This is a genomic window from Paenibacillus sp. JT31N7, assembly GCF_059692095.1.
This window is the reverse complement of sequence record NZ_JCAUAT010000004.1, coordinates 260,339-285,047: the sequence shown is the minus strand read 5'-3', so window position 1 is coordinate 285,047 and position 24,709 is coordinate 260,339. Positions and strand designations below refer to the sequence as shown.

Here is a 24,709-nt window from a genome sequence, read left to right as displayed (position 1 = left end):
GTTAAAATTCGGTTACAGTTTGTCTCCGGATGGGTAATGTTACCTCTCTGTAACCCACCTTGAGGCAAGGGATGCCTATAATAAAACCGGACAACCTAGGAGGGATACTTATTATGAAAAAATCATTTAAACTTCTGACAATCGGCCTGGCAGGCTCCTGTCTGCTGGCGGCCTCAGCCGGAACTTCTTACGCGAATAGCACGGTACAGGCGCCTGCGGCCGCTTCTGTGTCCGCTGAGGCGGAACCAGCAGCCACTTCGGTTAAAAACGGAGCTGTGCAGGTGACAACCAAAGAAATAAAAGAAGAATCTCCCGAACTGAGCGTCGATCTTCAGATTCCCGTTATACAGGGGATGAAAGATACGCAGTATCAGGATGAGCTTAACGATATTATTTACCGGCATGCCATGAAAGATGTCGAGGCCGTACGCAAACAGGCTCAAGGTGACCTGGCTGCCGCCAACGGTTCCGCAAGCGAGCTGGCCATGCCTTATTCGGTCGATTCGGTAGTTGAAGTAAGCGCATCGGGCGGTCAGGAAGACGCGAACCGCCTGTCGCTGCGGGTGGTAACTTCCGTTTATACGGGAGGCGCTCACGGGATGCCGCGTGTGGATACCTATAACGTCCTGAATGCGGAGGAAGCTCAGATAGTTGAGCTGAAAGATTTATTCGGGGAAAATTATAAAGCGATTATCGACAAGCAGATCGGTCAGAAAATCGCCAAACATCCGGATGATTTCTTCGAAGACGCGTTCTCCGGCATTACCGATACGCAGTCCTTCCAGATCAAGGACGGTAAAGCGGTAATCGTGTTCTCGCCTTACGAAATCGCCCCTTATGCCGCAGGTATCCAGGAGTTCTCCATCCCTATCTCCCAAGGAGGCAGTTCCTCGGCACCTTCCAGTCTCGTAGTGGGCGGCGAAGTGCTGTCAGAGAAGCAGGGCTCTCTCTACACCACAGCGGCAGGCACCACCATGGTTCCCCTGCGCGTTACGGCCGAGAAGCTGGGCTTCCAGCTTAAATGGAACCAGGAGCAATGGGCCGCCGAGCTGTCCAAAGGCGCGGTATGGACAAGCGTTTACAAGGGAAAAGATGCGTACACCATCAACAAGATGGCTCCGATTTCCCTTGGCGAAGCGGCCGTCATTAAAGAAGACGGCAGCATGTACGTGCCGGCTTCCTTCTTCTCCAAGGTGCTGAAGGCCGACGTCACCGTAACCGGCGATCAGCTCGTAATCAAATAAAGCAGGCCTTCACAGCGGCCGGCGCACAGACCATGCACATCCCCTTATAACCCGTTTAAAGAAGCGATTCCGCTCTTTAAGCGGGCTTTTTTTGCGATACCCGACCGTCTTCTCCCAAAAAAACATGCAAAAAAGCCCCGTCACTCCCCCGAAGGAGAATGCCGGGACAATATGTTCAGATCGGTTGATTCCGGAAAATTTCCGGACCGTTCTTAGTAAGCCAGAGCAAACAGGCCATGAATGTGAGACAGGTAACGGATGTTACTTGCTTCCTTCATGAGCGATGCAGGCAGGCCTTTCAGGCGGGTTTGGTTGCCGCCGATCGAACCGATTCCGTCTTTGCGGCCCAGGCTTCCGAGTGTACCGGAGAATACGGGCGTGAAGACGTCCATCGGTGCGCCTTTCTGTGCCGCGAAGAGGTTGTAACCGACCACTTCGCCCATCTGCCAAGCCAGTTGTGCGGTTGGCGGGTAAGGGCGCTCTGCACCGGCCGGGAATACAACCGCGCAGTCGCCTGCGAGGAATACGTCCGGGTGGGACGTGGACTGCATGAACTCGTTGACCGTCGCGCGGCCGCGGTTCACTTCGATGCCGGAGTTAGCGACAACCGGAGTTCCTTGTACGCCGCCCGTCCAGACGAGCGTGCTGGTTTCGATTGTGCTTCCGTCTTTCAGGGAAACGACGGATTCCTGCATTTCGGTGATCGCAACGCCCGTCAGGAACTTTACGCCGCGCTTCTGCAGGCTTGTCGTGGCGCGCTCGATCAGTTCCGGATGGAAGCCCATCAGGATGGAAGGAGCTGCCTCTACGCAGTACAGGGAGACGTCGTTGAAATCGACGCCTTTGCTGCGGCACAGGCCAGGCAGCATGTCGGCGAGTTCGCCCACAAGCTCGATACCGGTCAGACCGCCGCCGCCGACTACGAATGTCGCGTCCGCTTTGTTTTTGGTCTGGCTGTAAGCTTCGATGCGTGCTTCCACGTGCTCGCGGATGCGGTTGGCGTCGTTAACGGATTTCAGCGTGAAGCTGTATTCCTGGAGGCCAGGAATGCCGAAAAACGCCGTTTCGCTGCCCAGGGCAACGACGAGCTTATCGTAATCGAACGATTTGCCGTTCGAAAGAATGACGCGCTTGCTGTCCGCGGAAATCGTTTCGACCGTGCCGATTTCCAGGTTGATGTCTTTGCCGCGCAGGAGCTTTTCCAGAGGCAGGGCAACTGCTTTCTCGTGCAGATTACCTACAGCCAGGCGGTGCAGCTCGGTAATGATTTGATGCGTAGGAAAACGGTTGACAACCGTAATCGTAGCTTCTTCCGCAGTCAAGTGTTGACGGGCTGTCAGTGCGCTGAGCAAGCCGCCGTAACCGCCACCTAAGATCAAAATATGCTTTGACATACTCATCCTCCATTCTTGTTTCAGCTTACCTTATGATTTAACGCTGTTGCTGCCGTTCGGCTTGAACATCCAAGAATGCCTGTACGAAACGGAATGTCTTTTGTACTTGCGGGTCTTTCAGCATTTTGAGAAGTCCGAACAGACCGATCGAGGAATGTTCCGCTTGAGCGCGGTCGTTTGCTTCGATTGCAGCGGCAGCTACGCCTTTGGCTTTCTCGGTGATCGGCTTAACAAACTCGTTCATACCGCCTTTGAGGTCGTCGATCAAAACTTGGTCGCTCGCAACGCTTTGAGCCAAATCGTAAGCTTTGGTAAGAATCGTAACCATTTCCGCCAATTTCGGCAGATTCTCCACGAGAACGGTTAAAGACTCCTGAACCTCTGGCTTCATCAACTGATCAAGGACATCCTGTGTTTCCCTTTTTTCGGTAGTGATTGGGGTTGGATTGGATGTTTCTGACATAAGCTAACGTCCTCCTTTGCTTTGAAATAGAAGCCCGTTTATTTTTCGATCCCTGCCTAGCCATCGAGACGTCTTCTGTCTTCGCATAAGTTTCCCTATTCGAGATAAATGAAAACACGCGGCCTGATAAGATTGTAACATTTTTCACATAAAAGGAAGAAGGTTTTTCTTGGCTGCGAGTCCATTACTTGCAAGGTCGGGAAAAATGTCGAACAGGTCGAAACGGAACCCTATGTACTCCTATTATACCTCCGTCTTGCTGACAAGAGAAAAACAATTTTTTACACATGTGAATAATTTGTGACAAAAATCATTTCTTTTTGCGCCCCCACACCTAAAGCAGGTATACGTGCTTGTCTATTCCAGTAATTCCTCGGATTTTATTGCCAGAAGGGACAAGTCTTCGATAAAATATTTCATCAAAACCGGCCTCCGCCGGACCGCTAAAGGATGATAGGAAAAAGCTATCGGCAGCCCCATTACGGTATGCCATCCGCCCCTTAAGCCTTTGACGTCCTTCTCCTCGTCTGCAAACAAGGTCTGGACGACCGTGTTTCCGAAACCGAACAAAATTTGCGGATTTTTGGCTCCGAGCTGGGCCTTCAAATGAGGAAAACACGCGGCCCTTGCCGCAGGCTTGTCATACGCTCTGACCGGACGGCATTTGAGCAGATACGTGACATACACGGATCGGATGTCCAGCCCTGCTTCATGCAGACCGACCTGCAGCGTTTCCCTCGTTCCGCAGAGGAACGGATCGCCTTCCCGGTTTTCCCGGGCACCCGGATTGTCCAGGATCAGCACGATTTTCGCACCCGGGTCCCCTTCTCCCCAGACGACCCGCTGCCGCTGATCCGCCAGCTCGCACAACCTGCAGCCTGCTGCATGAGACGGGGTTTTTTCTTCCGGCAGGATGGAGGGGGTAAAATTCGCCATGGGCATTGCACCGACCTTCGGTTTTGGAAGTAGTATGACCCTTCGGCTCTTTCTTTACTTGCTTTCCCCTGAGTTAAAACCGGAGGGCAATTAAAAAACCACCCGCATGAAATCAGCGGGCGGTCGGGGCTGCGGCAGCGTTAGCGCCAAACCTCGGTATTTCGAAACCGGGCTATGCCTTCGGCCTTTTAAAAAGCTGGTTCATCACCTCGGAGAAAATAAGACCGGCGGCAATCGAACCGGAAATCATAAACGCTTTGGCGGCAAGCTGGACGGCAAGATTATAGTCGTTTTCCACGAAAGAACGCATCGCATCGTAGGCCATGCCTCCCGGAACGAGGGGAATGATCCCGGCCACACTGAACACGATAATGGGGGTCTTGTAGACACGGGCGAAAACCCGGGATATCACCGTCACGAAGAATGCCGCAGCCAAAGTGGCCACGATGGCATTGGTATCGCTCCGCACGAGAGCGACGTATACGAGCCAGCCCATCATCCCTACGAAACCGCACTGGATCAAAGTATTCCGGGGAACGTTAAAAATAATGCCGAAGGCGGCGGAGGCGATATAACTCGTTACGAGCTGTGCAATCATTGAGGGATTCCTCCGTTAATAAAATGAAAAGACGACCGCGATTCCGGCTCCGATGGCAAACGCCGTCAAGAAAGCTTCCGCGCCCTTGGACAAGCCGGACACGAGATGGCCCGCCATCAAATCCCTCACGGCGTTCGTGATCAGCAGACCCGGCACAAGCGGCATGACAGAGCCGATGATGATTTTGTCCAGCTCCTGCCCAAGCCCTGTCCATATAAACAGAGAGGCCAGCATGCCGATGATGAAGGAAGCCAGAAATTCGGCTACGAACTTGATCAGTACATAACGGTGAAAAATAAGGAACCCGATAAAGCCCAGCCCGCCCGTGACGACGGCCGGAAGAAAATCGGGCCAGCCGCCGTTGAACATAATCGTAAAACAGCCGCTGGACACGGCCGCCGCCGCAATCTGGAGGGCAACGGGGTAGGCCAGATTGGCCTTGTCCACCTTGAGAAGCAGCCTGTGAGCTTCCTGAAGGTCAAGCTGTCCGTCGCTTATTTTGCGGGAGAGGCCGTTGACCAGCGTCACCTTGTGCAAATCGGTGGACCGCGTGGAGATCCGGACCAGCTTGGTCGGATCGCTGCCGTCCACGGAGAATATAATCCCCGTCGGGGTCACGAAGCTGTGGGTATGATGGATGCCGTAAGAGGCCGCGATGCGGGTCATCGTATCTTCCACCCGATACGTTTCCGCTCCGTTCTGGAGCATAATTTTTCCCGCCAGCAGGCACACATCTACGATTTTATAAGTCTGACCGGGACTGGACGCCTGTTCCATCGCGCACCTCTTCCTGTGGATGTAGCTAAGATGCTTGCCTGCACGGCCGCCGTTCTCAATCCAGCAGCTCCGTCAGCCGGGTAAACTCGCTTTCGCTCAGGTCTCTCCATTTTCCTTTGGGGAGTCCGTCCAGCTTGATATTCATGATGCGCACCCGCTGCAGCCGGTACACCTGATACCCGAATGCCTGGCACATGCGCCGGATTTGCCGGTTCAGCCCCTGCGTCAGGACGATCCGGAAGGTATGGTCGTTGATGCGGGTAACCTTGCACGGTTTCGTCTTCGTCCCCAGAATGCGGACGCCCGTGGACATGCCCTGCACAAAGGAGTTCGTGATCGGCTGGTTCACGGTAACGATATATTCTTTCTCATGATTATTTTCCGCACGCAAAATTTTATTGACGATATCCCCGTCATTGGTCATGAGGATAAGGCCTTCCGAGTCTTTATCGAGACGGCCGATCGGGAAAATTCTCTCCGGGTGCCGCACGAAATCGACGATATTGCCCGGAATGTGACGCTCCGTCGTGCACGTGATGCCAACCGGTTTATTCAACGCTATATAAACGGACTTCTTCTTGGTCCCCAGCGGCTTGCCGTCGATTCTCACATCGTCCCCCGGCTCGGCCGTACTGCCCAGCTCCGCCGGAACCCCGTTAATGGTCACACGTCCGGCTTGCACAAGCTCATCCGCTTTTCGTCTGGAGCAAATGCCTGTTTCGCTAATGAATTTATTGATCCGCATGAAGCTGCTATCCCCTTCTTTTACCTGTTAGGTTGTGAGTTCCCACCGATTTATATGCCTGTATTGTACCATAATCGGATGCAATTCGCGCCGCCGCTCTGTCACAAAAACGGCTCCTTCCCCGTCTTGATGGCATTACACCCAAACGGAAGATGAGAAAGATATACGTTTTGGGCAGGGGAGAAGTGCACGGCAACGGGAAAGCACGGAATTTCAGGGAATAGCAAGTTAAATCAAGGCTCCTGGAACTCGGCAAAAACCATCAGCAGCAGGGCCGCAATCAAAGCCCCGGCGACCAGAAAAACGCTCCCTGTTGCGGCAATTTTCAGAAACCCTCGCCCCTCTCTCAGCATGCCGGCATAACCCAGCACAAGGCTTGCGGCGAGCGAACCGATGGCGGTATAAAAAAGCAGCCGAATGCCCACCGACTCGCCTCCGGCAGGATTCTCCGAGATCAGGTAGCTCCCGACAAGCATCAGAACGCCCAGACTGCTTAACAGCGTAGAGCCGGTTCCTAACTTCTTTTTCGATTCCATGGCAGCCTCCGTAATCGTGAGATTTCTTCCATATACACCATTCATACGAAGCAGAACGAAGAAGTTTCCGGATGCCGGTAGAAAAAAGGGAAACGCCCGTCTCTTTTGAGGAGATCCGGGCGTTTTTGTCTGTCGAATAGGGCTTACGTACAATTCAATAACGCGGGAACCCGGAGAGAATGCCTTGAGAGGCCGCGGTTCGCCCCATTCGGCGTTCACTCTACAATCTCATGCACCGGTTTTCATCCTGCGCTGCAGAGCACCCGGTACGCGGTACGGCGTTGCGCAGCGATGGTCACGTACCGGTGGTAGTCGCACACGGTAAGACGGCAGCCTGTTTACTGACGGCTGCCGCTTGTTTTTACGGCTGTTCTTCCCCCACGAGGAAAGTCAGCTTTTTTCCTAGAACCGAGATACTCGCCGGAGTCTGCACATAAATTTCCCCGTCCATATCCGCCTGCATAGGCTGATCCGTGGTCAGCTTCAAGGAAGTGGTGCGGATGAACTCGAAGCTGCTTTTCTCTGAATCCCATTCCTGGAAATTTTTGATTTTGAACAGCTCCTTCAGAAGCGGAAGACCGGCTTCACGGATAATCGCCACATCCAGGACGCCGTCGTAAAGAGCATCCGAAGCCAGGGGCAGCGGCCTTGTGCCGAGAAACCGGCCGTTTGCGACGAAAAGCATAACCGCTTCCCCGCCCGTCTGCCCGCTGTCGTGTTCCAGCGTGAAGCGGAAAGGATTTGCGGACGTTACCGTCTGGAGCGTGCTGATAAAATAACTCAGCTTGCCGATCGTCCCTTTCAGCTGCGGGTTGATATTGACCGAAGCATCGGTAATAAGGCCGATACCGAAGAAGTTGGAGAAGTACCGGTCGTTGGCCTGTCCGATATCTACCTGCTGTGTCTTCCCCCGCATAAGAGTCTCCGCGGCCCGTTCCAGCTCTTGGGGAATTTGGAGCGCCCGGGAGAAGTCGTTGCATGTCCCGCCGGGAAGAATGCCGACGACGGGCGGATCGGCCAGGGGCGCCAGCCCGTTCACGCATTCATGGACCGTTCCGTCGCCGCCCAGTACGAGAAGGAGATCCGTCTCCTCGCCCCGTTCCCGGCAGATCCGCTCCGCATCTCCCGGTTCCTTCGTCTGCACCAGCGTGAGTTCCTCAATCCCCGCCGCAAGCGGACCGATCACCGCTCCAAGCCTGCTGCCCGTTTCCGCCTGTCCGGCGCTGCCGTTATGAATCAGAATCGCTTTTTTGAACATGCTCCCGTCTCCTCCGCTTACACCAATTTCCATCTCTAGCCAGTACTTACCCCGCTGCAGAAATTCAGATCACTTTTCCGGAAACTCGTATCCGGGTTTCGCCATCCCGCTTGCCCGCGTTTACTCCGTTTGCACGCGGCCCCTTATCCGGCTGCACGTCCTTCCTTACGGACCGGCTTTTTCGAATTGACGAACCAGATGCCGATCAGCACGAAGACGATGCCCGTCACAGTGCCTGCCCTCAAAGTCTCACCCAAGAAAAGAACGCCCGACAGAACGCCGATGACCGGTACCAGCAGCAGGGAAACGGATGCTTTGCCCGCCTCGGCGCGCGATAAAATATGGAACCACAGAACGAAAGCGAACGCGGAAGCGACAATGCCCGCAAAGCCGACATAAACCGCAGGCATAAGTCCCCAACGGCTCTCCCCGTGTTCAAAAACGGCCGAATACAGGAACAGCCCCGCCGCTCCCGCTACCATCTGCCAGGTCGTAAACTGGAGGTTGTCGCAGTGGGCCAGCTTGCGCTTGATGATCACGTTGGAAACGGCCCAGGCGAGCCCCGACGACAGAGCCAGCAGCATGGCCCAGAAGCTTCCTCCGAGACGCACGTCCAAAGCGAAGAACATGCCGATGATCCCTGCGATCAGCCCGATCGTTTTGCGGGTCGTAAGCTTTTCGCCCGGAATGAGAAAGTGCGCCATCAGCGTCAGCCAGAGCGGCATGCTGTACGTCAGCACGGAGGTAAGTCCCGCACTGATATCCTCCAGCGAAATCTGGATCGCCAGATTGAAATAGGCCGTCTGGAGAATGCCGCACAGGATAAACCATTTCAAGTCTTTCCGTGACGGAAGCGGAACCTTCTTGAACAGACAGAACAGCAGCAGAGCGGCCGCCCCCACTCCGAAGCGGTACCCCGCGAACAGTACGGGAGGAAATACGCCGTTAGCAAGCTTCATAATGACCCAGTTGTAGCCCCAAATGAGGCATAAAAGTCCGATTAACCCGTTCAACCGCCAACACCTCTTTAATCGAATCACACCTTGCGGAGCTTTTCCGAAAATTTTCGCCCCGTGCGCCTCCGCCTTTCCTTAACGAAAAAAAGAGAAGATGCACCTTTCAGGCACCTTCTCTCATTCTATCATTTATCCAGAAAATTGGGAGAAATCCGTAAAATCTCATCAAATTTCTTTTCTTTGAAAATAACCCAGACCGGACAGGAAGAAAACGACGAAGCCTCCCAGAATGACATAGATCAGCGTTTCAAAAGAAACGTGGAGCGAGCCGAAGCTGTCATCCGTCGCCGGGAGCATCGCCAGGAACGGCTGCGCCCATGGATAGAACGGGCCGTACGTTTCGGAATTGGCCACCAGAATGTTCGGCAGCGTAAAGATAACGTTGAGCGCAAGCGGGGCGGCGAAGCTCACCCAGGCGACGGATACCGAGAGCTGCAGCGCCGCCAGCGGCAGGGTAGCCAGCCAGCCTCCGAGGACGGGCCACAGCAGGTGGCTCCAAGGGATGCTTGCGCCGAGCCCTTTGATCAAGCCCGCTCCGACCAAGCCGCCAAGGAACAGCAGCTGGGTAACGGCGAGCAGTCCGATGACGAGCATGAACTTGGCGATGAACAGGTTGGAGCGCGACACCGGAAGGGCCAGCACCTGCTTCCAGCCTCCGCCCGTATGCTCGTAGCGGCACACGAAAGCCGCGAATACGCCGGTCAGCAGCGGGAGGAACAGCATCGCATGAATGACGGCCATCGTGCTCAGCAGGAGCGCCCATGCGATCAGCGGTTCATTCGATGGCAATGTCATGGCTAGCCCGGCCGCAAAAGCGAGCAGCGGCGAGATGAAAATCAGCAGCCAAATGTTCGTTTTGCGCAGCTTCAGCCACTCGGCACCCAGTATTTTAAAGAAAGCGGCCATCTCAGTTCACATCCTGTCTTGTAAAATGAGTCAGCCCGATCAGGAACACGACGATGCCCGTGCCGATTCCAAGCCAAACGTTAAGCTCGGGCCGTCCGGCCTCGTTCACGAGCAGCGGCCATTTCCACAGGAACCAGTCCGGCAGCCGGATGGAAAAGAGGCTCAGTACGGTTCCCAGAATTCCCGCCGTCAGCGGGATGGCCTGATTTCGGACCGCTACGGACAGCCACAGCTGAATGGACAGGATCGGGATGCCGGCGAGAAGCGGAAACAGGCTGATGCGGATGAGGTGCATAACGGGAACGTTCATCCCGAAGCCGAGCAGGAAGCCCAGAAGCACGGATCCCGCCGCCAGCAAGAGGCACGACACAAGCAGCAGGATGAGAACGAGCAGCAGCTTCGACATGAAGACGCTGAAGCGGGAAACCGGCAGGGCCAGCAGCTGCTTCCAGGAATTTCTCTGATGCTCGTAGCCCGCGATCATCGACGTCAGCAGCGTCATGCCGAGCAGCAGAGCCGGGGCCGCTAGAAACTGGACGTTCGAGAGCAGCCCGTACCAGAGATCGTTCGCGTACTGCTTGGTCAGGTAGTCGTAACGCAGCCCGAAGTTAACGGCCTGCAGGCCGACCACGCCTGCGGGACCGAGCAGCACGAGGAACCAGACAAGCGTCCGGCGGATTTTCAGGAAATCCGCGGCCAGTACTCTGCCGGTCATAAGCTGTCTCCCTCCCCTACCAGGTCCAGGAAGAAATCTTCCAGCGATTTCTTCTTCTCTTCTACCCGGTAGACGGAGTGTCCCGCCTGGACCAGGCCGGTTACAACCTGCGCGATCTTCTCATCGGGAATTTCCTCGAGAAGAAGCGAAGACTCGTCGGCCACCGCGAAGCAGCCGGCCGAGGCGGCGGTACGCAGCGCCTGCTGCGGCGCGTCTACCGCAATGCGGATCTGGCCGCCCGCCTTTCTGCGCAGGCTCTCGATCGTGTCTTCGAAGATCATCGAGCCGCCGCGGATAATGCCCACGCGGCTGGCCATCTGATCCACCTCGCTCAGCAGGTGGCTCGATACCAGCACCGTCACGCCGTATTGCTGCGGCATGCTTTTGATCAGCTCCCGGATCTCTAGGATGCCTGACGGGTCGAGCCCGTTGGTAGGCTCGTCGAGCACGAGTAGCTCGGGGCTGCCCAGCAGCGCGGCGGCGATGCCCAGACGCTGCTTCATCCCGAGCGAGTAGCCCTTCACCGGGCGCTTCGCTTCTTTCGTCAGGCGGACAATCGCCAGCACTTCGTCGATCCGCTGTTTCGGTACGTCGAGAATACGGCGGATAGCCTCCAGATTTTCGTAAGCGGTCAGATGGCCGTAGTAGGAAGGGTATTCCACCAAGGAGCCGACCTTGCGCAAAATCGCCAGCTTCTCCTTGCGCAGGTCTTTGCCGAACAGCTGGACCGTCCCCTTCGTCGGGCGGATCAAGCCGAGCAGCATCCGTATGGTCGTCGTTTTCCCCGCGCCGTTGGGCCCCAGAAAGCCGTAAATATCTCCTTTTCGGATTTGGAGATTTACGTTGTCCACGGCAGTTCTCAATTTGTATTGTTTGGACAACCCGAAGGTTTGAATAATCATTTCGTTCATGGAAAATCACCTCGCCCCTTATGTTAAAGAGCGAAGGTTAATCCCAGGGTGCGGATTGTTTAAAATTCGTTTAAAATCACCGGTCGCGGGGGAACAAATAGATCGACGTTCCTTCCGGCGAGCTGACGACGTCCCAGCCCAGATGCATGTCTTTCACCATCAGGGCGACGATCGTGAGGCCGATTCCGGCCCCCTTCTCCGCCGACGGCGCCTTCATGCCCGGACCCTTGTCCTCGATCACCAGAGCGGTCCGGCCTTCCCTCTCCTCGGTGCGCAGCCCGATATATCCGCCGGACTTGGCGTGGCGAAGCACATTCTGGAACAGATTGTCCAGAATCCGGTTCATCCACTGGGGATCGGCTTTCCAGTATACGGGGTGCTCCGGCACACCGACGTCCATGACCATGCCTTCTTCCTCGAATACGGGATACCAGGCGGCGGCGGACGTCCGGGCGAGCCGGGCCACGTCGATTTCGGTCCGCTGGAGCGGGTACTTCCCGGCGGAAAGCAGCGTATACGACAACAGGTTATCGATGAGCCGGTTCAGATCGTCGGACTTCGCCTCAATCAGCGTCAGCGAAGACTTGCCTGCCGTAGAAATCGGCTCCTTCCGCAAAGAATAAGCATGACTGCGGATAATCGTCAGCGGCGTGCGCAGATCGTGGGAAAGATTCGCGATCAGCTGCTTTCGCAGGCCTTCCTCTTTCCGCTCCCGCTGGCGGCTCGTCGTCAGCTCCTCGATCATCCGGTTGAAGGCCAGCTCCAGCTGCCCGATTTCGTCCTTCTTGCTGACGGCTATCGGATGGGGGATATCCCGGCCCTCCGGCAGCGCCATCGCCTCCTCCAAGTGAACGAGACGTTTGCGGATGCGGTAGAAAAACAGCCACGACATGAACAGGAACAAGCCGAAGGCCAGCAGGACGAGGCCGATGACATACCTGTCGCTGTAAATAGGCCGTTCCTCCTTCATCAGCGCCCGCGGAATCTGCATCACCATAAACCCCTGAGCAGCGTCTTCTCCCACGAAAGCGACCGCTGTAAAAGGATCGCCGTCGTAGCTCTTTTTCATAAAAGAGATCGTATCGGCCGCTTCCCAGACAGCGGGAAGATCCGATCGTTCAGGCAGGGTTAAACGCGTTTTGCCGCTGCCGTCGACCCAGAACAGATCCGCCTTCGGATACTTCTCCTTCAGCTCCCGCATCCGCTTGTCGATTCCCTCGTCTCCGGCACCCTGCAGCTTCTTGGCCTCCCCGTGCCAGAACTTCTCGATGTCATTCCCCCTCGCATAGGGGTTGGTCTTCCGGTTCTCTTCCTGGGTCTTGAACGAATGCGGCAAATAATACAGAACAGCGGCCATCGGAAAAATTACCGGCCAAATCAGCATCGCGAACACCACGATGCACAAATATTTGACCAGCAGCGAGTGACGCCACTTCATGCTCTCACCCGGTAACCGATGCCGCGGATCGTTTCCACGATTTCGGGCTGGCTGGGGTCCCGTTCGATTTTTTCGCGAAGATAGCGGATATGAACCATCAGCGTTTTGTCCCCGTCGATGTAAGGGTCTCCCCAGACCCCTTCATACAGCTGTTCTTTTGTAAGAATCTGATTCGGATGACGCAGGAAGTACATGAAAATCTGAAATTGTTTTCCCGTCAAAATAATTTCTTCTCCGGTCCGCGTGTCCACGATCCGGTTCTCCTCCATATTTACCTGCAAATGATGCAGCGTGAGCTCCGCCTGCGCCAGTTTGCCCGTACGCCGCAGCAGCACTTCGACACGAGCCGCCAGCTCATCCGGATGAAACGGCTTCGTCACGTAATCGTCCGCGAACTGAAGGCCCTGCAATTTATCGTCTATGGAGGTCCGCGCGGAGAGCATCAGAACGGGCGTATCCGGGTAATTCTTTTTCATCCGCTGCCCGATCGAAAAACCGTCAAGTCCCGGAAGCATCACGTCCAGAATGACCAGGTCGCTTTTCTCCCAGTATTCCGCCGCCTTCTCTCCGGATTTCAGCCAGTTCACTTCGTACCCCCGCTCGATCAAGTGGCTGTTGACCCATTTGCCGATTTCGGGATCGTCCTCTATGTACAAAATTTGTTTAACGGCCATGCTTCTAGCTCCTTCCAGTCTCGCTACCGTTACTTTACAAAGACATCCGCCGAATTGTCAAAAGGAGACTGCTACTTCGGGCGGCGCTTTTACGTATAACATGCTTATAGTATGCGGAGGTTACGGATGGATAAAAAAATGCCGCCTCCCGCCTAGTGGTCATTATTCTCCCTGCCTTGATTGTGATCTCAGGTCGTAATACCAGCCGAAAAAGGAGGCTTTGCCATGAGGATGCCCAAACGCTTCAAGCACCTGTATACCTGTCTTCATAAATGCTTCGGCAAAAGCCTCCGGTCTATACGCGGCTTGCCTTTTCGAAAAGCGACCGTAGTTGCCGGAACCTACAGAATCGTGGAAAAACTCGGAGCCGGCAGCTTCGGCGTTGCCTATCTGGCCCTGGATACGAATAACGGACAGCAGGTGGTGCTGAAAAGGGTAGCGCCCGTAAGAGGCGGCAAAAAGCGGGCGGAAGACATCTTCGGCCGGGAAACCGCTATGCTCCGGCAGCTGCGGCATCCAAATATTCCGGCATTCTATGAGGCTTTCCGCTGGCGGGGCGAGTTTTGTTTTACGATGGAATATGTACGAGGAAGCTCGCTCGATGTTCTGCTTTTCCGTGAGGACAGAGCTTTCTCCGAGAAAGAAGCTTTACTGCTTGTCCGGCGGCTGTTGGAGCTTGCCGGAATGCTGCACGATCAGGGAATCGTTCACCGGGACATTTCCATCGCCAACGTGCTTTTGGACGGGAACCAGGTGAAGCTGATCGACTTCGGGCTCGCCCGGACGGTAAGTTCCGACGGCGCCGCTGCGGACAGCCCTGCCGGGGAACATCTCCCCCGCCCGGATGCGGATGTGGACGACGACGATCCGTCGGAGAAAAAATACCGGAGGGCGGTCCATGTGACCAGCGATTTTTACGCGGCCGGTCATCTGCTTTTATTTTTGCTGTACAGCACCTATTCCGCGAAAAACGAACATGCGGCAAAAGGCGCCGAACTGAGCTGGGAAAAGGAGCTTCTTCTGCATCCCGGAACGAAAAAGCTGCTCCGCCGGTTGCTTTTGACGGAACAGCCTTATGAACGTGCGAGCGAGATACAAAGCGAAATCGATGGAATTCTGGCAGAACTTGAAGGATGAGGATCAGCTGCTGTAGGAGCTGGATGAACGTTTTTTCTTGTAGTGGTTGTGACCGTAGTTATTGTGTCCGTTGTAGTTCTTGTGGGAATGTCTGCGGAAATCGTCGCTGCTGCTGTGGGGGCGGTAGTGGGAGCCTTTGTGCTTGTCGGTACCAAGAAGTTTAGTCAGCAATTTTTTTAGCATGGCCATACCTCCTTTTGGGTGTACTATACGGGGAGGCGGCGTAAACGTTTCAGATCGGGCAGAATATCTCCCCTTGGTCAGTTTTTACCCAAGAAGTCAGGGATAGTGACCTTCCCCCTTCGTTAACCTGCAAAAAAAGAAGGAGGAAACCTAAACCGGTCCCTCCTTCTTTTCGTTCATTTCCACAACTTGTCTGCGTTTACCACGCCACGCGGCACCTTACCACTTGGACGATCCCGAGGATCGTCCTCCGGAAGAGCCTCCGCCCCAGCCGGAACTCCCCGAGGAGCCGCCCCCCGGCCCGCCCGGGCCTCTGCGGCGAAGCTGCTCTTCGTACATCCGGCGCTGATAGTCCCGGTCCATCTGCTCCAACAGCTGCTGGCCGGACGAGATGCGCTGCATTGCTTCCGCGAAGAGTCCCCGGGCGATAAGCCGCCGGCTTTCCTCCATCAGCGTCTCGTAGCCGGAGGAATAAGGCGACAGGCTTATGCTGCCGCCGTACCGGTCATGCCGGCTCCGGTACTCTCCTTCGAGCTGCCTGATCGTGCGCAGCGTCTCTTCTTTCTCCCGCAGCAGCTGCTGCACGCGCTCCGCGGCCTGCCCGGCCTGGACGGCCAGCCCCCGCTGGCGCTCTTCCAGCAGGTCCACGTCGAGCACCGGCGCTTGCGCCAGCTGCTCAAGCTGGGCCAGCCTGCTTTCGCCGTCGCTGATCATAGCAGACAACTCCGGTGATTCCACCTGCAGCTCCCCGAAAGCGGAAGCCGCCTGCCGCAGCCGCCCGCGTTCCTCGTCCAGCCCATGCCGGACGGTCCGGACCCGCGCGTCCAAGCTGTCGTGATAACCGAGAATCCGCATGCGCAGCTCGCGGATTTCGGTCATCAGCGCTTGGGCCTCCGTACCGGCCTCCCGGGCCGAGCGGTACTCCTGGACGTCCGGGGCGAGCCCGGACCGGATCTCCGTCAGCCGCCGGCCAAGCTCTTCTCGCGCCCGCATCATGCGGGTGTAATCGGCCTGCTGCTCCCGCCGGTGCACTTCCGCGTAATCGCGGGCGATTTTAAGGGACTCCTCCGGGTAGGCCCGGTCAAATGAGCCGAGGTCCCCCGTCAGCTCCTCGGCCTCATGAGCCGTCTTCCGCGCGGACTCCCTGTCGGCGATCATCGCCTCCACCAGGCTGCGGGCGGCCTCCATGCTCTCCTCTATGGCGGCCGCGCTCCGATCGCCCTCTTCGGTATCGCCTGCTTCCAGCAGAGTGCCCAGACGGGCTGTCTCCTCTCTTGCCTGCTCAAGCAGGGCGTACGGGTCGCCATCGGTAAGCAGCAGGCTTTCCCGCCGCGCTTTTTCCCGGAGTTCTTTTTCCAGCGCTTCAATTTCAGGCAAAAATCCGGGCTGCCGCGCCTCCAGCGATTCGAAGTCCTTAACCGACTTCTTGATGAAATCCAGCTCCCTCAGAGCGGCTTCGACTGACGTTTCGGCCTGCATAAAGTCGAATTCGTCCAGCTCATCGGCCTTGGCATAAGCCGTCTTGGCCTGTTCCGCATGCTTCCTCAGGGCAGTCAACGAGTAACCTGTCCGGCGGGCAAGCGCTTCTATAGCTTCCTCCGCTTCGGCGATGCCGGTCTTTGCCCGGCTCACGGATTTTCTGACTTCCGTGGATTGCTTTTCGATCTCCGCGAGCTGCGTCCTGTACGGCTCCAGCTTTTTGATAAATTCCTGTACGGCTTGGAGAAGCTTCCTTGTCTCAGCCTCCGCCTTGGCGTTAAGGAGGAAAGGAATTTTTTGTGCCGTCAGGCGTCCGCCCAGCTCTTCGGATTCCCCTTGCAGCCGCACTACCGCATTTTCCAGCTCGGCGGCTTTTTGTTTTGTTTCCCCCTGTAAAAATTGTTTCTCCAGATCCTGAAAAACTTCCGAAAACAGCATCCCGTTCAGCACCGGCTGCGTCCCGTCGAGCAGTTGTTTCGCTTCCGTCAGCCGTTTCCGGGCCGCGGCCCTTCTTTTGTACTGCCAGAAAGCCCAAATGCCCGCTCCGATCACGGCCAGTCCCAGAACAACCGGAAGAATCGAGGCCATGCTGCCCAAAGAATCACCGGCTCCCGAGCCGATATCTGATCCGGATGAAGCTCCCGCTCCGGCAAGCGAGTTCACGTAACCGCTGACCGCCAGGATACCTTCTCCAATCTTGCCCTCTCCGGCGGCAGGCACAAACTTAAGGTCTACGATCCCTTTGGCATTCTTCGCTTTGCTTCGCGCAACGGCCGCGGCCAGCTGCTCGTTCTCATAAACCAGATGAACAAAATTAGGCTGAGTCGTGATGACCAGCATCAGCTGATTCCGGCTCAGCTCCCATTGATCGTAAGCCTCATTAGCAAGCCGCTCTCCTTCACTTTCGGTTAAACCTTTCGCGGTAAGCACAAAGACTTCGTAATCTTTGTTCTTCAGTCCGCTTTCCACCTGACGGGCCTGGGTTTGTGTAAGCAAACCGACGGGATCGGTAACGATTCCGTTATTCCGGGGCACCGCCGCGGCAAACACAGCCGTACAAGTAAGAAATATCAGAAGAAGGGCGAGCCCTATCACACGGATTCTCTTCATCGTTGTTCCCCTTTCGCTCGAATGATCTGTTACTTGCTCCTTACCCGAAAATACCGGTTCTGTTCCTTTTCCGTCATAAAAACCTTCGCCGTATTCCTCCCCTTCATTCCCGCGGAAAAAGCTCTCTGGCCATTTGAATAAATAAATGCACCGCCAGCGAAGCTTCTTTCAATGAAGGCACGGCTACGGATATATCGCGGCAGACGCGAGGCTCCAGATCGAGCGTAACCAGTCCCGGGGGCAAGGCGGATAAGGACAAGCGGGACAAGATAGCGAGTCCGAGCCCTTCCCGGATCATATTCAGCACCGTCGCGACATTGGACGCCGCAAAAGCGAGCTGGAGCTCCGCACCCGATTTTTGAAACAAATCGATAATCGGGGCCTCGTATCCTCCTCTGCACAAAATCATCGGTTCCCCGCTCAAATCCGGGATCGTAAGAGAACTCCTGCCTCCCAGCGGATGAGTCTCCGGAAGAACTGCCACCATCTTGTCTCTAAAAAGAGGAACGATCTCCATATCCGCATCGGGAAAAATAACAAGTCCCACATCGATAAACCGCGTCGAAAGCCACTCCTTCACTTCGGCAATCGTGCCTTCATGAAGCACCAGCTGGAGATTCGGATATTTCTGCTTGAACGTGCTCATGATCTTCGGCAAAAAATGAGCCGCGGCTGTAGGAAACGCGCCGATGCGGACAGTTCCGACCTCCAGCCCTTTCTCCGCCGCGATTTCCTGCTCGATGTTCTCGACGCGCTGCAAAATCTCGCGCATTTGAATGAGCACCCTTTTCCCGATATGGGTCAGGGTGATCCCGTTCTTCCGGTCCCGGATCATTAAATGGATGCCCAGATCGGCCTCAAGACTTGAGATGGCGTGGCTCACGGCAGGCTGCGTCATGTTGAGCTCCAAGCCCGCTTTGGTGAAGCTTCCCGTCTCCGCTATTTTCACAAAAACCTGAAATTGAGTAATGGTCATAACCTTTCGCTTATGCTCCTCATAAAAATTATTCATTTTATTTATCTTATAACCCATCGTATCATAAGAAAGCAGTTCTAACCAAGGAGTGATTCATATGGAACGTTCTTCCCGTAAACGAACGGCTTTCCTGCTCGCGTTTCTGGTCTTGATGTGGGGGATCAACTGGCCTCTGACCAAGCACGCGCTCATTTATACACCGCCTCTGCTATTCGCGGGTATTCGTACATTGATCGGCGGCTTCCTGCTGCTGTTCGTCGCAATTCCGAGATACAAGAAGCTCGACTTCAAGCGGACGTGGCACATTTATTTGATTTCCGCCGTGCTGAACATCATTTTGTTCTACGGCCTGCAGACGGTCGGTCTCGGTTACCTGCCATCTGGACTCTTCTCCGCTATCGTGTTCTTCCAGCCGGTGCTGCTCGGAATTCTGTCCTGGCTGTGGCTGGGCGAATCCATGTACGGGCTGAAAATGTTCGGCCTGCTCCTCGGCTTCGCCGGGGTGGCGACCATTACTTCGGCCGGACTGAGCGGGCATATCTCCTTTACGGGCATTCTGCTGGCGCTCGGTTCTGCGGTTAGCTGGGCTTTCGGGACCGTTTTTATGAAAAAAACAGGCGAACGCGTCGACTCCATCTGGATGGTAACGATGCAGCTGCTGATGGGCGGAGTCGTTCTGACGGGCACCGGCCTCTCCACAGAAAGCGTCTCGGACATCGCATGGACCGGCCCCTTTATCTTCAGCCTGCTGTTCATTTCGATCTTCGTCATTGCGCTGGGCTGGCTAACGTTCTTCACGCTGGTCGGCTCGGGCGAAGCGAGTAAAGTCGCCTCGTTCACCTTCCTCATTCCGCTGATCTCGATCACCGTCAGCGCCATTTTCATGAACGAAGCGATTACGATCAACCTGTTGGCAGGACTGATCCTCATCGTGGTCAGCATCGTGCTCGTGAACGTGCCGCGCCGTTCTTTCCTTGCCGCCAAGGCAAAAAAATCCAAAGATCTTCCCCCTTGCGCGAATTTGGCACAGGCAAGGGATTATAAATAACGGTCCGGGAACAAGAAAAACCGGCGGAAGGGCTAAGCCTTCCGCCGGTTTCTTTTTTTGCTATACGCCTATCCGTTAATTCTGCATCCTTGTGAATCCGCGATTACTGAACGGGGATTACCTGGATCAATGCATCGAGAAGAGCGCCCGATTTGTCCATGCTGTATTCCCAGAACATCGCACCGCCCAATCCCTGATCCTGTACATACTGGGCTTTCGCCGTTATGGATTCGGGATCGTCGTAGGAAAGCCATGTGCTGCCGTCAAAGAGATACGGTGCCTTGGCAGCGTCGTCCCAATAACGGGTATAGCCGTTGGCCGCGTTATATTTCTCCAGAATTTCGTTGTACGTCGGAGTAGCGCCGCTGCCTGTTGCAGCCTGTCCCAGACCGTTGTTGGCAGCCGACTTCACATCGGTCCAGAGATGGCTATAGAAAGCCATGCCGATGACGATTTTGTTAGCCGGCACTTTTGCGTCTATAAACCGTTTAACCACGGTATCCATGCTGAGTCCCGGTCCGTAAAGGTTCGTGTGATGCTCTGTCTTCTGAACCCAACCGCCTGAGTAATCATAGGTCATGATATTAAAATTATCCAGATATTTGGAAATCTCCTCGGCTTCTAGAGCTTTCAAGTGACTTGGACCTGCGCCTGCCGCCATCGAGATTTCATAATATTTGTTGTCGTCAAGCCCTTGCTGATTCAGCTTGTCCCGGAGCATTTGCAGGAACAAGGTGTAGTTATGCTTGTCTTCCGGTCTTGCTTTCATTACACCGTCCGCGCTGATCGTCGGATATTCCCAGTCGATATCCACGCCGTCCAGATTGTACTTCTTAATGTAGTCGATAATGCTGTTCGAGAAGGTGTCGCGGGCTTCGTTAGTTAAAACCGCATCGGAGAAACCGTCCGCTCCCCAGCCGCCTACGGCAATCAGCACTTTAAGGTTAGGATTCTGTGCTTTCAGGCTATGAATATATTGATAGTTCTGGTCGTCCTTTTGCTCCGGACGCGTAATGATTTTGTTGTCTTTCACCAGCGTAAAGGAGTAGTTCAGGTGCGTCAGTTTATTGGCGTAAACCGAATTCGTGACGGACCAGTCTTCCCAGCCGGCGATATAAGCAATAACTTTCTTTCTAGGGTCTACTTTGAACTTTACGGTCGTAGAAGCCGTTTTACCGCTTCTGCCGTGAACAGCCGTGACAACCAGGGTATAGTCGCCTGCTTCCGTAATCCCTGTTCCTTTGGTGTATTCCGCTCCGTTCAGCGTAGCCACTCCGACCGTACCCGGTGCATCCGTCCAGTTGGGCAGCACACCTGTCGTGTAGGTCTCTCCGTCCGTTACATTGGCGATCTGCGGTGCGGCAGGTACGGAAGTGGTGTCCGGCGTGTAAGGGTTGCCTTTCAGCCCGTCAACCAGCGCATCCAGCAGGGCACCCGTTTCGTCCTGGCTGTACTCCCAGAACATAGCTCCGCCGAGCTTCTCTTTCAGCGTATAAGCCGCTTTCTCGGCCATGGACTCAGGATCGTCGAACGAGATGAAGATTCCTGTCTGAGGATTATACAGGTATGGAGCTTTGGAAGCCTGATCCCAGTATCGGGTATATCCGTTGGCTTCGCTGTAAGTCGCGAGAGTCACGCTGTAGGTCGGCGTAGCCGCAGTACCTACGGCTTTTTGACCGAGACCGTTGTTCGCGGAAGATTCCACGTTCGTCCACAAGTGGCTATAGAACGCGGCTCCGATAACGATTTTACTGGAAGGTACACCGCTGTTCTTATAAAGCTGTACGGATTGATCGACACTATTGGCGCCGGTTCCGTAAAGATTAGTGTGGTGCTCCGTCTTCTGAACCCATCCGCCCGAAAAATCATACGTCATCAGGTTGATGTTATCCAGCACCGGAATAATTTTATCGATTTCAACGCCCTTCAGATAACCGCTTCCCGCACCGACCGCGATGGTCAACTCGTAATAACGGTTATTCTCCAGACCAAGCGCGTTAAGCTTATCGCGCATCAATTGCAGCAGGGAAGTAAAGTTCTGTTTATCCTCCGGCCGCGCCTTCATGACACCGTCGGCACTTTGCGTCGGGTACTCCCAGTCCAGATCGACGCCGTCCAGGTTGTATTTCTTCACATACTCGATGATGCTGTCGGTAAACGTTTGGCGGGAAGCTTCTGTTAATGCCGCGTCCGAGAAGCCGTCCGCTCCCCATCCCCCTACGGAGATAAGCGTTTTAAGATCCGCATTTTGTGCTTTCAGGCTGTGCAGGTAAGCGTAGTTGGCTTCGTCGTTCTGTGCTTCAATCGGCACGATCTTGTTGTCTTTGACATGCGTAAACGCATAGTTAATGTGCGTCAGCTTGGCTGCATCGACCGGCTTGGCGTCGGACCAGTTCTTCCATCCGGCCACGTAGGCGATTACCTTCGTTTCCGGCTCGACTTTGAACTTCACGGTCGTGGAAGCCGTTTTGCCGCTTTTGCCGTGAGCTGCGGTAACGACAAGCGTGTATTCGCCCGCTTCGATAATGCCGGTTCCCTTGGTGTAAGGGGCTCCGTTCAGCGTAGCGCCGCTTGCGGTGCCTGCCGCGTCCTTCCAGTTGGGCAGTACGCCAGTCTTGTAGGTCTTACCCTCGCTTACGCCTGTAACTACAGGTGCGGCGGGAACGGTTGTCGTGTCAGGATTCAAAGCATGGCTACCCACGCCTTTGACAAGCGCGTCCAGCAGGGCGCCCGTCTGATCCTGGCTGTACTCCCAGAACATAGCTCCGCCGAGTTTCTGGCTCAGCACATAGTTTCCTTTTTCATGAAGGGATTGCGGGTCGTCATAAGAAAGGAATATTTTCGTTTGCTCGCTATACAAGTAAGGTGCTTTGGCTTCATTATCCCAATAGCGCTTGTAGCCGTTAGCTTCATTATAATTCGAAATGATTTCATTATAAGTCGGTGTTGCACCGTTACCGACGGCTTTTTGGCCCACGATCTTACCGCCAGCCGCTTCCACATCCGTCCACAGGTGACTGTAGAAAGCTCCGCCGATTACGATTTTGCTTGCCGGAACTTTATTGGCCAGATACAGCTTAACAGTTGAATCTACGCTCAAATCACCGGCATACAAATTCGTATGGTGAGCGGTTTTGGTGTCCCATCCGCCATGGAAATCGTAGGTCATCAGGTTAATGTTATCCAGCAGCGGAGTAATCTTCTCGATTTCAACCCCGTCGAGGTATTTCTGGGTAGCACCGACAGCAATCGTCAATTCATAATATTTGCCGTCCTGGCTTCCCAGAGCATTCAGCTTCTCACGAATCGTTTGAAGCATCAGCGTGAAATTCTGTTTATCCTCCGGCCGCGCCTTCATTACACCATCGGCGCTTTGCGTCGGGTACTCCCAATCCAGGTCGACACCGTCCAGCTTGTATTTCTTGACATACTCGATGAGGCTGTCCGCAAACGTATTGCGGGAGCTGTCGGTCAGTGCCGCATCCGAGAAGCCGTCCGCTCCCCATCCGCCGACGGAAGGAAGGATTTTCAGCTTCGGATTGTCTTTCTTCAAGCTTTGCAGATAAGCATAATTCGCATCGTCGTTTTGTCCCGGAAGAGCGACGATTTTATTTTCTTTCACATGCGTGAATGCATAGTTGATGTGCGTCAGCTTGGCCGCGTCGATCGGGTTGGAGGCCGACCAGTTTTTCCAGCCGGGCACATACGCGATGACTTTCTTGGCCGTTTCCGTGGAACCGCCGCCGGAGCTGCCGCCAGAACCGCCCCAGCCGCCGCCGATCGGCAATCCGATTATGATGGAGCCTTTCTGCGGGCCATCCACTTTGACGGGAGCTTTCTCGAAGGACGAGCCTTTGCCGCCTTCGTTTACCGTGGCGTTTTCAACGGAGCCGTAGCCTGTAATCTTGGCCAGAGCATTCAGCACGAGAGACACAATGCTCGCGTCACTGCCCACTGCAAGTGTCGTGTCGCTTCCGTCCACGGTTACTTTGGCGATGGAGCCTTTGGAAATCTCGATTTTGATGCCGGAAGCCAGCACGTTAAGGGAATTAAACGCGCCGATCAACTGTGCCGTAGAACCGGCAGGGAGTTCTTTCGGGAAGATCACATCGATAAAGCCGGCACCCGTAAGGGCGCTTTCCTCCAGTTTAACGGAAGATTGGACAATCGTTTGCTGAATGGAGGAATTTCCTTGGGCCACGAGGCGGACCACACCGGTTTCCTTATCGACAACAACTTTGAGCAGAACCGTATCTACGAAGTGGATGGAATTTTCTCCGCCGCCGTTGACCGTAACGGTTCCCGATACTTTCACGTTCTTCAAGGTGACATCCCCGTTTCCGATGCCTTTGCCCAGAAGGAGGTTGCCTTGAATGACGGTGTTTTGCAGGGTAACGCCCGATACATGAACGGCAACGTTCCCGTTAACCGTTTCGGTTCCCGATGCAGGCCCGAACGTACCGGCCTTGTCATAGGAAACGGTTTGTAGCGTTGGAGCGCGGCCCAGCAGGACTACTGTCTCTGCGCGGGTCAGTTTGCCTGCCGGGCGGAAAGAATCATCCTCGTAGCCTTCGATCACTCCCTTGGCTACCATAGCGCTTACCGCGCCTCTGCTCCAATCGGCAATCGACGCCGCGTCTTTAATTTTATACAACGCGTCTTCGGAAGAAGTGTCCAGTTTGAGCAGCTTGGCCAGCATGACCGCGGATTCCTGTCTGCTGACCGGCTGGTCGGGACGGATGCTTCCGTCGCTGTAGCCGTCCACATACCCGGCTGCCACCGCTTTGCTGATTTGTTCATACTGCCACTGCTCCGCCGTAACGTCCGTAAACTGGATCGAAGCGGAAGCCGTTAATTTATAGTACCGGTTAATAAGCGCCATAAGCTCTGCGCGCGTAATGGCATTATCCGGCTGAAGAGAGCCGTCCGAATAGCCTTCGATCAGGCCTTTATCATGCCATTCGCCAAGCTCTTTCTCTGCCCAATGCCCCTTAATATCGGCCGGTTGGGCGCTTGCTTGTCCCGAAACAACAGTCAGATAAGTTGAAAAGACCATGCTTGTACATATAAGTAAAACAAGCCATCTCCAAACAAAAGATTGTTTAAGCGCTTTCATACTACACCCCAATTTCATCAAATTTATACAATGCCATTCCAAAGAGGAA

At 55.0% G+C, this 24,709-nt stretch carries 21 protein-coding genes; 3 read left to right on the top strand and 18 right to left on the bottom strand.

Features of this window, described 5'->3' with window-relative positions; translation table 11 throughout:
* Nucleotides 1-113: 113 nt before the first annotated feature.
* Nucleotides 114-1,244: a stalk domain-containing protein gene (locus AC58P5_RS19950; RefSeq protein ID WP_497389597.1), complete on the top strand. Its 1,131-nt coding sequence runs from the start codon at nt 114-116 to the stop codon at nt 1,242-1,244.
* 212 nt (nt 1,245-1,456) lie between these two features.
* Here the strand turns inward: AC58P5_RS19950 and AC58P5_RS19945 are convergent, their stop codons facing one another.
* The 14 genes from AC58P5_RS19945 to AC58P5_RS19880 all read right to left on the bottom strand — a co-directional run bounded on the left by AC58P5_RS19945 (nt 1,457) and on the right by AC58P5_RS19880 (nt 13,611).
* Nucleotides 1,457-2,638 (bottom strand): NAD(P)/FAD-dependent oxidoreductase, encoded by a 1,182-nt coding sequence (locus AC58P5_RS19945; protein WP_497389595.1) that lies wholly within the window; start codon nt 2,636-2,638, stop codon nt 1,457-1,459.
* A 37-nt stretch (nt 2,639-2,675) separates the two neighbouring features.
* Nucleotides 2,676-3,101: a DUF1641 domain-containing protein gene (locus AC58P5_RS19940; protein WP_497389593.1), complete on the bottom strand. Its 426-nt coding sequence runs from the start codon at nt 3,099-3,101 to the stop codon at nt 2,676-2,678.
* A gap of 357 nt (nt 3,102-3,458) precedes the next feature.
* Nucleotides 3,459-4,037, bottom strand: a complete 579-nt coding sequence (locus AC58P5_RS19935; RefSeq protein ID WP_497389591.1) for a uracil-DNA glycosylase — start codon at nt 4,035-4,037, stop codon at nt 3,459-3,461.
* A gap of 172 nt (nt 4,038-4,209) precedes the next feature.
* Nucleotides 4,210-4,635 (bottom strand): threonine/serine exporter family protein, encoded by a 426-nt coding sequence (locus AC58P5_RS19930; RefSeq protein WP_497389589.1) that lies wholly within the window; start codon nt 4,633-4,635, stop codon nt 4,210-4,212.
* 15 nt (nt 4,636-4,650) lie between these two features.
* Nucleotides 4,651-5,412, bottom strand: a complete 762-nt coding sequence (locus AC58P5_RS19925; RefSeq protein ID WP_497389587.1) for a threonine/serine exporter family protein — start codon at nt 5,410-5,412, stop codon at nt 4,651-4,653.
* A 55-nt stretch (nt 5,413-5,467) separates the two neighbouring features.
* A complete protein-coding gene (gene rluF, locus AC58P5_RS19920) occupies nt 5,468-6,157 on the bottom strand; it encodes a 23S rRNA pseudouridine(2604) synthase RluF (RefSeq protein WP_497389585.1) in 690 nt (229 codons plus the stop codon).
* A 233-nt stretch (nt 6,158-6,390) separates the two neighbouring features.
* On the bottom strand, nt 6,391-6,693 hold the full coding sequence (locus AC58P5_RS19915; RefSeq protein WP_497389583.1) for a hypothetical protein: 303 nt from the start codon (nt 6,691-6,693) through the stop codon (nt 6,391-6,393).
* Nucleotides 6,694-7,054: 361 nt separating this feature from the next.
* Entirely contained in the window at nt 7,055-7,951 is an 897-nt protein-coding gene (locus tag AC58P5_RS19910) for a diacylglycerol/lipid kinase family protein (RefSeq protein ID WP_497389581.1), read from the bottom strand.
* Nucleotides 7,952-8,094: 143 nt separating this feature from the next.
* Nucleotides 8,095-8,964 carry a DMT family transporter gene (locus AC58P5_RS19905; RefSeq protein ID WP_497389579.1) on the bottom strand — a complete coding sequence of 290 codons (870 nt, stop codon included), beginning with the start codon at nt 8,962-8,964 and terminating at the stop codon, nt 8,095-8,097.
* A gap of 168 nt (nt 8,965-9,132) precedes the next feature.
* The gene (locus AC58P5_RS19900) at nt 9,133-9,873 is read right to left on the bottom strand and encodes an ABC transporter permease (protein WP_497389577.1); all 741 of its coding nucleotides are present in this window, start codon (nt 9,871-9,873) and stop codon (nt 9,133-9,135) included.
* 1 nt (nt 9,874) lies between these two features.
* A complete protein-coding gene (locus tag AC58P5_RS19895; protein ID WP_497389575.1) occupies nt 9,875-10,588 on the bottom strand; it encodes an ABC transporter permease in 714 nt (237 codons plus the stop codon).
* Nucleotides 10,585-11,499, bottom strand: a complete 915-nt coding sequence (locus tag AC58P5_RS19890; RefSeq protein ID WP_497389573.1) for an ABC transporter ATP-binding protein — start codon at nt 11,497-11,499, stop codon at nt 10,585-10,587. The genes AC58P5_RS19895 and AC58P5_RS19890 overlap by 4 nt, the downstream gene beginning before the upstream one ends.
* 76 nt (nt 11,500-11,575) lie before the next feature.
* Nucleotides 11,576-12,937, bottom strand: coding sequence for a sensor histidine kinase (locus AC58P5_RS19885; protein ID WP_497389571.1), 1,362 nt, complete (start codon nt 12,935-12,937; stop codon nt 11,576-11,578).
* Nucleotides 12,934-13,611 (bottom strand): response regulator transcription factor, encoded by a 678-nt coding sequence (locus AC58P5_RS19880; protein ID WP_497389569.1) that lies wholly within the window; start codon nt 13,609-13,611, stop codon nt 12,934-12,936. The genes AC58P5_RS19885 and AC58P5_RS19880 overlap by 4 nt, the downstream gene beginning before the upstream one ends.
* A gap of 225 nt (nt 13,612-13,836) precedes the next feature.
* On the opposite strand from AC58P5_RS19880, the gene AC58P5_RS19875 reads away from it, so the two are divergent.
* Nucleotides 13,837-14,748 (top strand): serine/threonine protein kinase, encoded by a 912-nt coding sequence (locus AC58P5_RS19875; protein WP_497389567.1) that lies wholly within the window; start codon nt 13,837-13,839, stop codon nt 14,746-14,748.
* A 3-nt stretch (nt 14,749-14,751) separates the two neighbouring features.
* On the opposite strand, the gene AC58P5_RS19870 is transcribed toward AC58P5_RS19875, so the two are convergent.
* The 3 genes from AC58P5_RS19870 to AC58P5_RS19860 all read right to left on the bottom strand — a co-directional run bounded on the left by AC58P5_RS19870 (nt 14,752) and on the right by AC58P5_RS19860 (nt 18,496).
* The gene (locus AC58P5_RS19870; RefSeq protein ID WP_497389565.1) at nt 14,752-14,931 is read right to left on the bottom strand and encodes a hypothetical protein; all 180 of its coding nucleotides are present in this window, start codon (nt 14,929-14,931) and stop codon (nt 14,752-14,754) included.
* A 219-nt stretch (nt 14,932-15,150) separates the two neighbouring features.
* Nucleotides 15,151-17,520: a TPM domain-containing protein gene (locus AC58P5_RS19865; protein ID WP_497389563.1), complete on the bottom strand. Its 2,370-nt coding sequence runs from the start codon at nt 17,518-17,520 to the stop codon at nt 15,151-15,153.
* 103 nt (nt 17,521-17,623) lie between these two features.
* Nucleotides 17,624-18,496, bottom strand: coding sequence for a LysR family transcriptional regulator (locus AC58P5_RS19860; protein WP_497389561.1), 873 nt, complete (start codon nt 18,494-18,496; stop codon nt 17,624-17,626).
* A 97-nt stretch (nt 18,497-18,593) separates the two neighbouring features.
* On the opposite strand from AC58P5_RS19860, the gene AC58P5_RS19855 reads away from it, so the two are divergent.
* Nucleotides 18,594-19,544 (top strand): DMT family transporter, encoded by a 951-nt coding sequence (locus tag AC58P5_RS19855; protein WP_497389559.1) that lies wholly within the window; start codon nt 18,594-18,596, stop codon nt 19,542-19,544.
* A gap of 103 nt (nt 19,545-19,647) precedes the next feature.
* On the opposite strand, the gene AC58P5_RS19850 is transcribed toward AC58P5_RS19855, so the two are convergent.
* Nucleotides 19,648-24,660 carry a glycosyl hydrolase family 18 protein gene (locus AC58P5_RS19850; RefSeq protein WP_497389557.1) on the bottom strand — a complete coding sequence of 1,671 codons (5,013 nt, stop codon included), beginning with the start codon at nt 24,658-24,660 and terminating at the stop codon, nt 19,648-19,650.
* Between the last annotated feature and the right edge of the window lie 49 nt (nt 24,661-24,709).

Bases quoted from the DNA above. Each gene is read 5' to 3' on its own strand.
- AC58P5_RS19950 (WP_497389597.1), top strand. From the start codon at position 114: ATGAAAAAATCATTTAAACTTCTGACAATCGGCCTGGCAGGCTCCTGT.
- AC58P5_RS19945 (WP_497389595.1), bottom strand. From the start codon at position 2,638: ATGTCAAAGCATATTTTGATCTTAGGTGGCGGTTACGGCGGCTTGCTC.
- AC58P5_RS19940 (WP_497389593.1), bottom strand. From the start codon at position 3,101: ATGTCAGAAACATCCAATCCAACCCCAATCACTACCGAAAAAAGGGAA.
- AC58P5_RS19935 (WP_497389591.1), bottom strand. From the start codon at position 4,037: ATGGCGAATTTTACCCCCTCCATCCTGCCGGAAGAAAAAACCCCGTCT.
- AC58P5_RS19930 (WP_497389589.1), bottom strand. From the start codon at position 4,635: ATGATTGCACAGCTCGTAACGAGTTATATCGCCTCCGCCGCCTTCGGC.
- AC58P5_RS19925 (WP_497389587.1), bottom strand. From the start codon at position 5,412: ATGGAACAGGCGTCCAGTCCCGGTCAGACTTATAAAATCGTAGATGTG.
- rluF (WP_497389585.1), bottom strand. From the start codon at position 6,157: ATGCGGATCAATAAATTCATTAGCGAAACAGGCATTTGCTCCAGACGA.
- AC58P5_RS19915 (WP_497389583.1), bottom strand. From the start codon at position 6,693: ATGGAATCGAAAAAGAAGTTAGGAACCGGCTCTACGCTGTTAAGCAGT.
- AC58P5_RS19910 (WP_497389581.1), bottom strand. From the start codon at position 7,951: ATGTTCAAAAAAGCGATTCTGATTCATAACGGCAGCGCCGGACAGGCG.
- AC58P5_RS19900 (WP_497389577.1), bottom strand. From the start codon at position 9,873: ATGGCCGCTTTCTTTAAAATACTGGGTGCCGAGTGGCTGAAGCTGCGC.
- AC58P5_RS19895 (WP_497389575.1), bottom strand. From the start codon at position 10,588: ATGACCGGCAGAGTACTGGCCGCGGATTTCCTGAAAATCCGCCGGACG.
- AC58P5_RS19890 (WP_497389573.1), bottom strand. From the start codon at position 11,499: ATGAACGAAATGATTATTCAAACCTTCGGGTTGTCCAAACAATACAAA.
- AC58P5_RS19885 (WP_497389571.1), bottom strand. From the start codon at position 12,937: ATGAAGTGGCGTCACTCGCTGCTGGTCAAATATTTGTGCATCGTGGTG.
- AC58P5_RS19880 (WP_497389569.1), bottom strand. From the start codon at position 13,611: ATGGCCGTTAAACAAATTTTGTACATAGAGGACGATCCCGAAATCGGC.
- AC58P5_RS19875 (WP_497389567.1), top strand. From the start codon at position 13,837: ATGAGGATGCCCAAACGCTTCAAGCACCTGTATACCTGTCTTCATAAA.
- AC58P5_RS19870 (WP_497389565.1), bottom strand. From the start codon at position 14,931: ATGCTAAAAAAATTGCTGACTAAACTTCTTGGTACCGACAAGCACAAA.
- AC58P5_RS19865 (WP_497389563.1), bottom strand. From the start codon at position 17,520: ATGAAGAGAATCCGTGTGATAGGGCTCGCCCTTCTTCTGATATTTCTT.
- AC58P5_RS19860 (WP_497389561.1), bottom strand. From the start codon at position 18,496: ATGACCATTACTCAATTTCAGGTTTTTGTGAAAATAGCGGAGACGGGA.
- AC58P5_RS19855 (WP_497389559.1), top strand. From the start codon at position 18,594: ATGGAACGTTCTTCCCGTAAACGAACGGCTTTCCTGCTCGCGTTTCTG.
- AC58P5_RS19850 (WP_497389557.1), bottom strand. From the start codon at position 24,660: ATGAAAGCGCTTAAACAATCTTTTGTTTGGAGATGGCTTGTTTTACTT.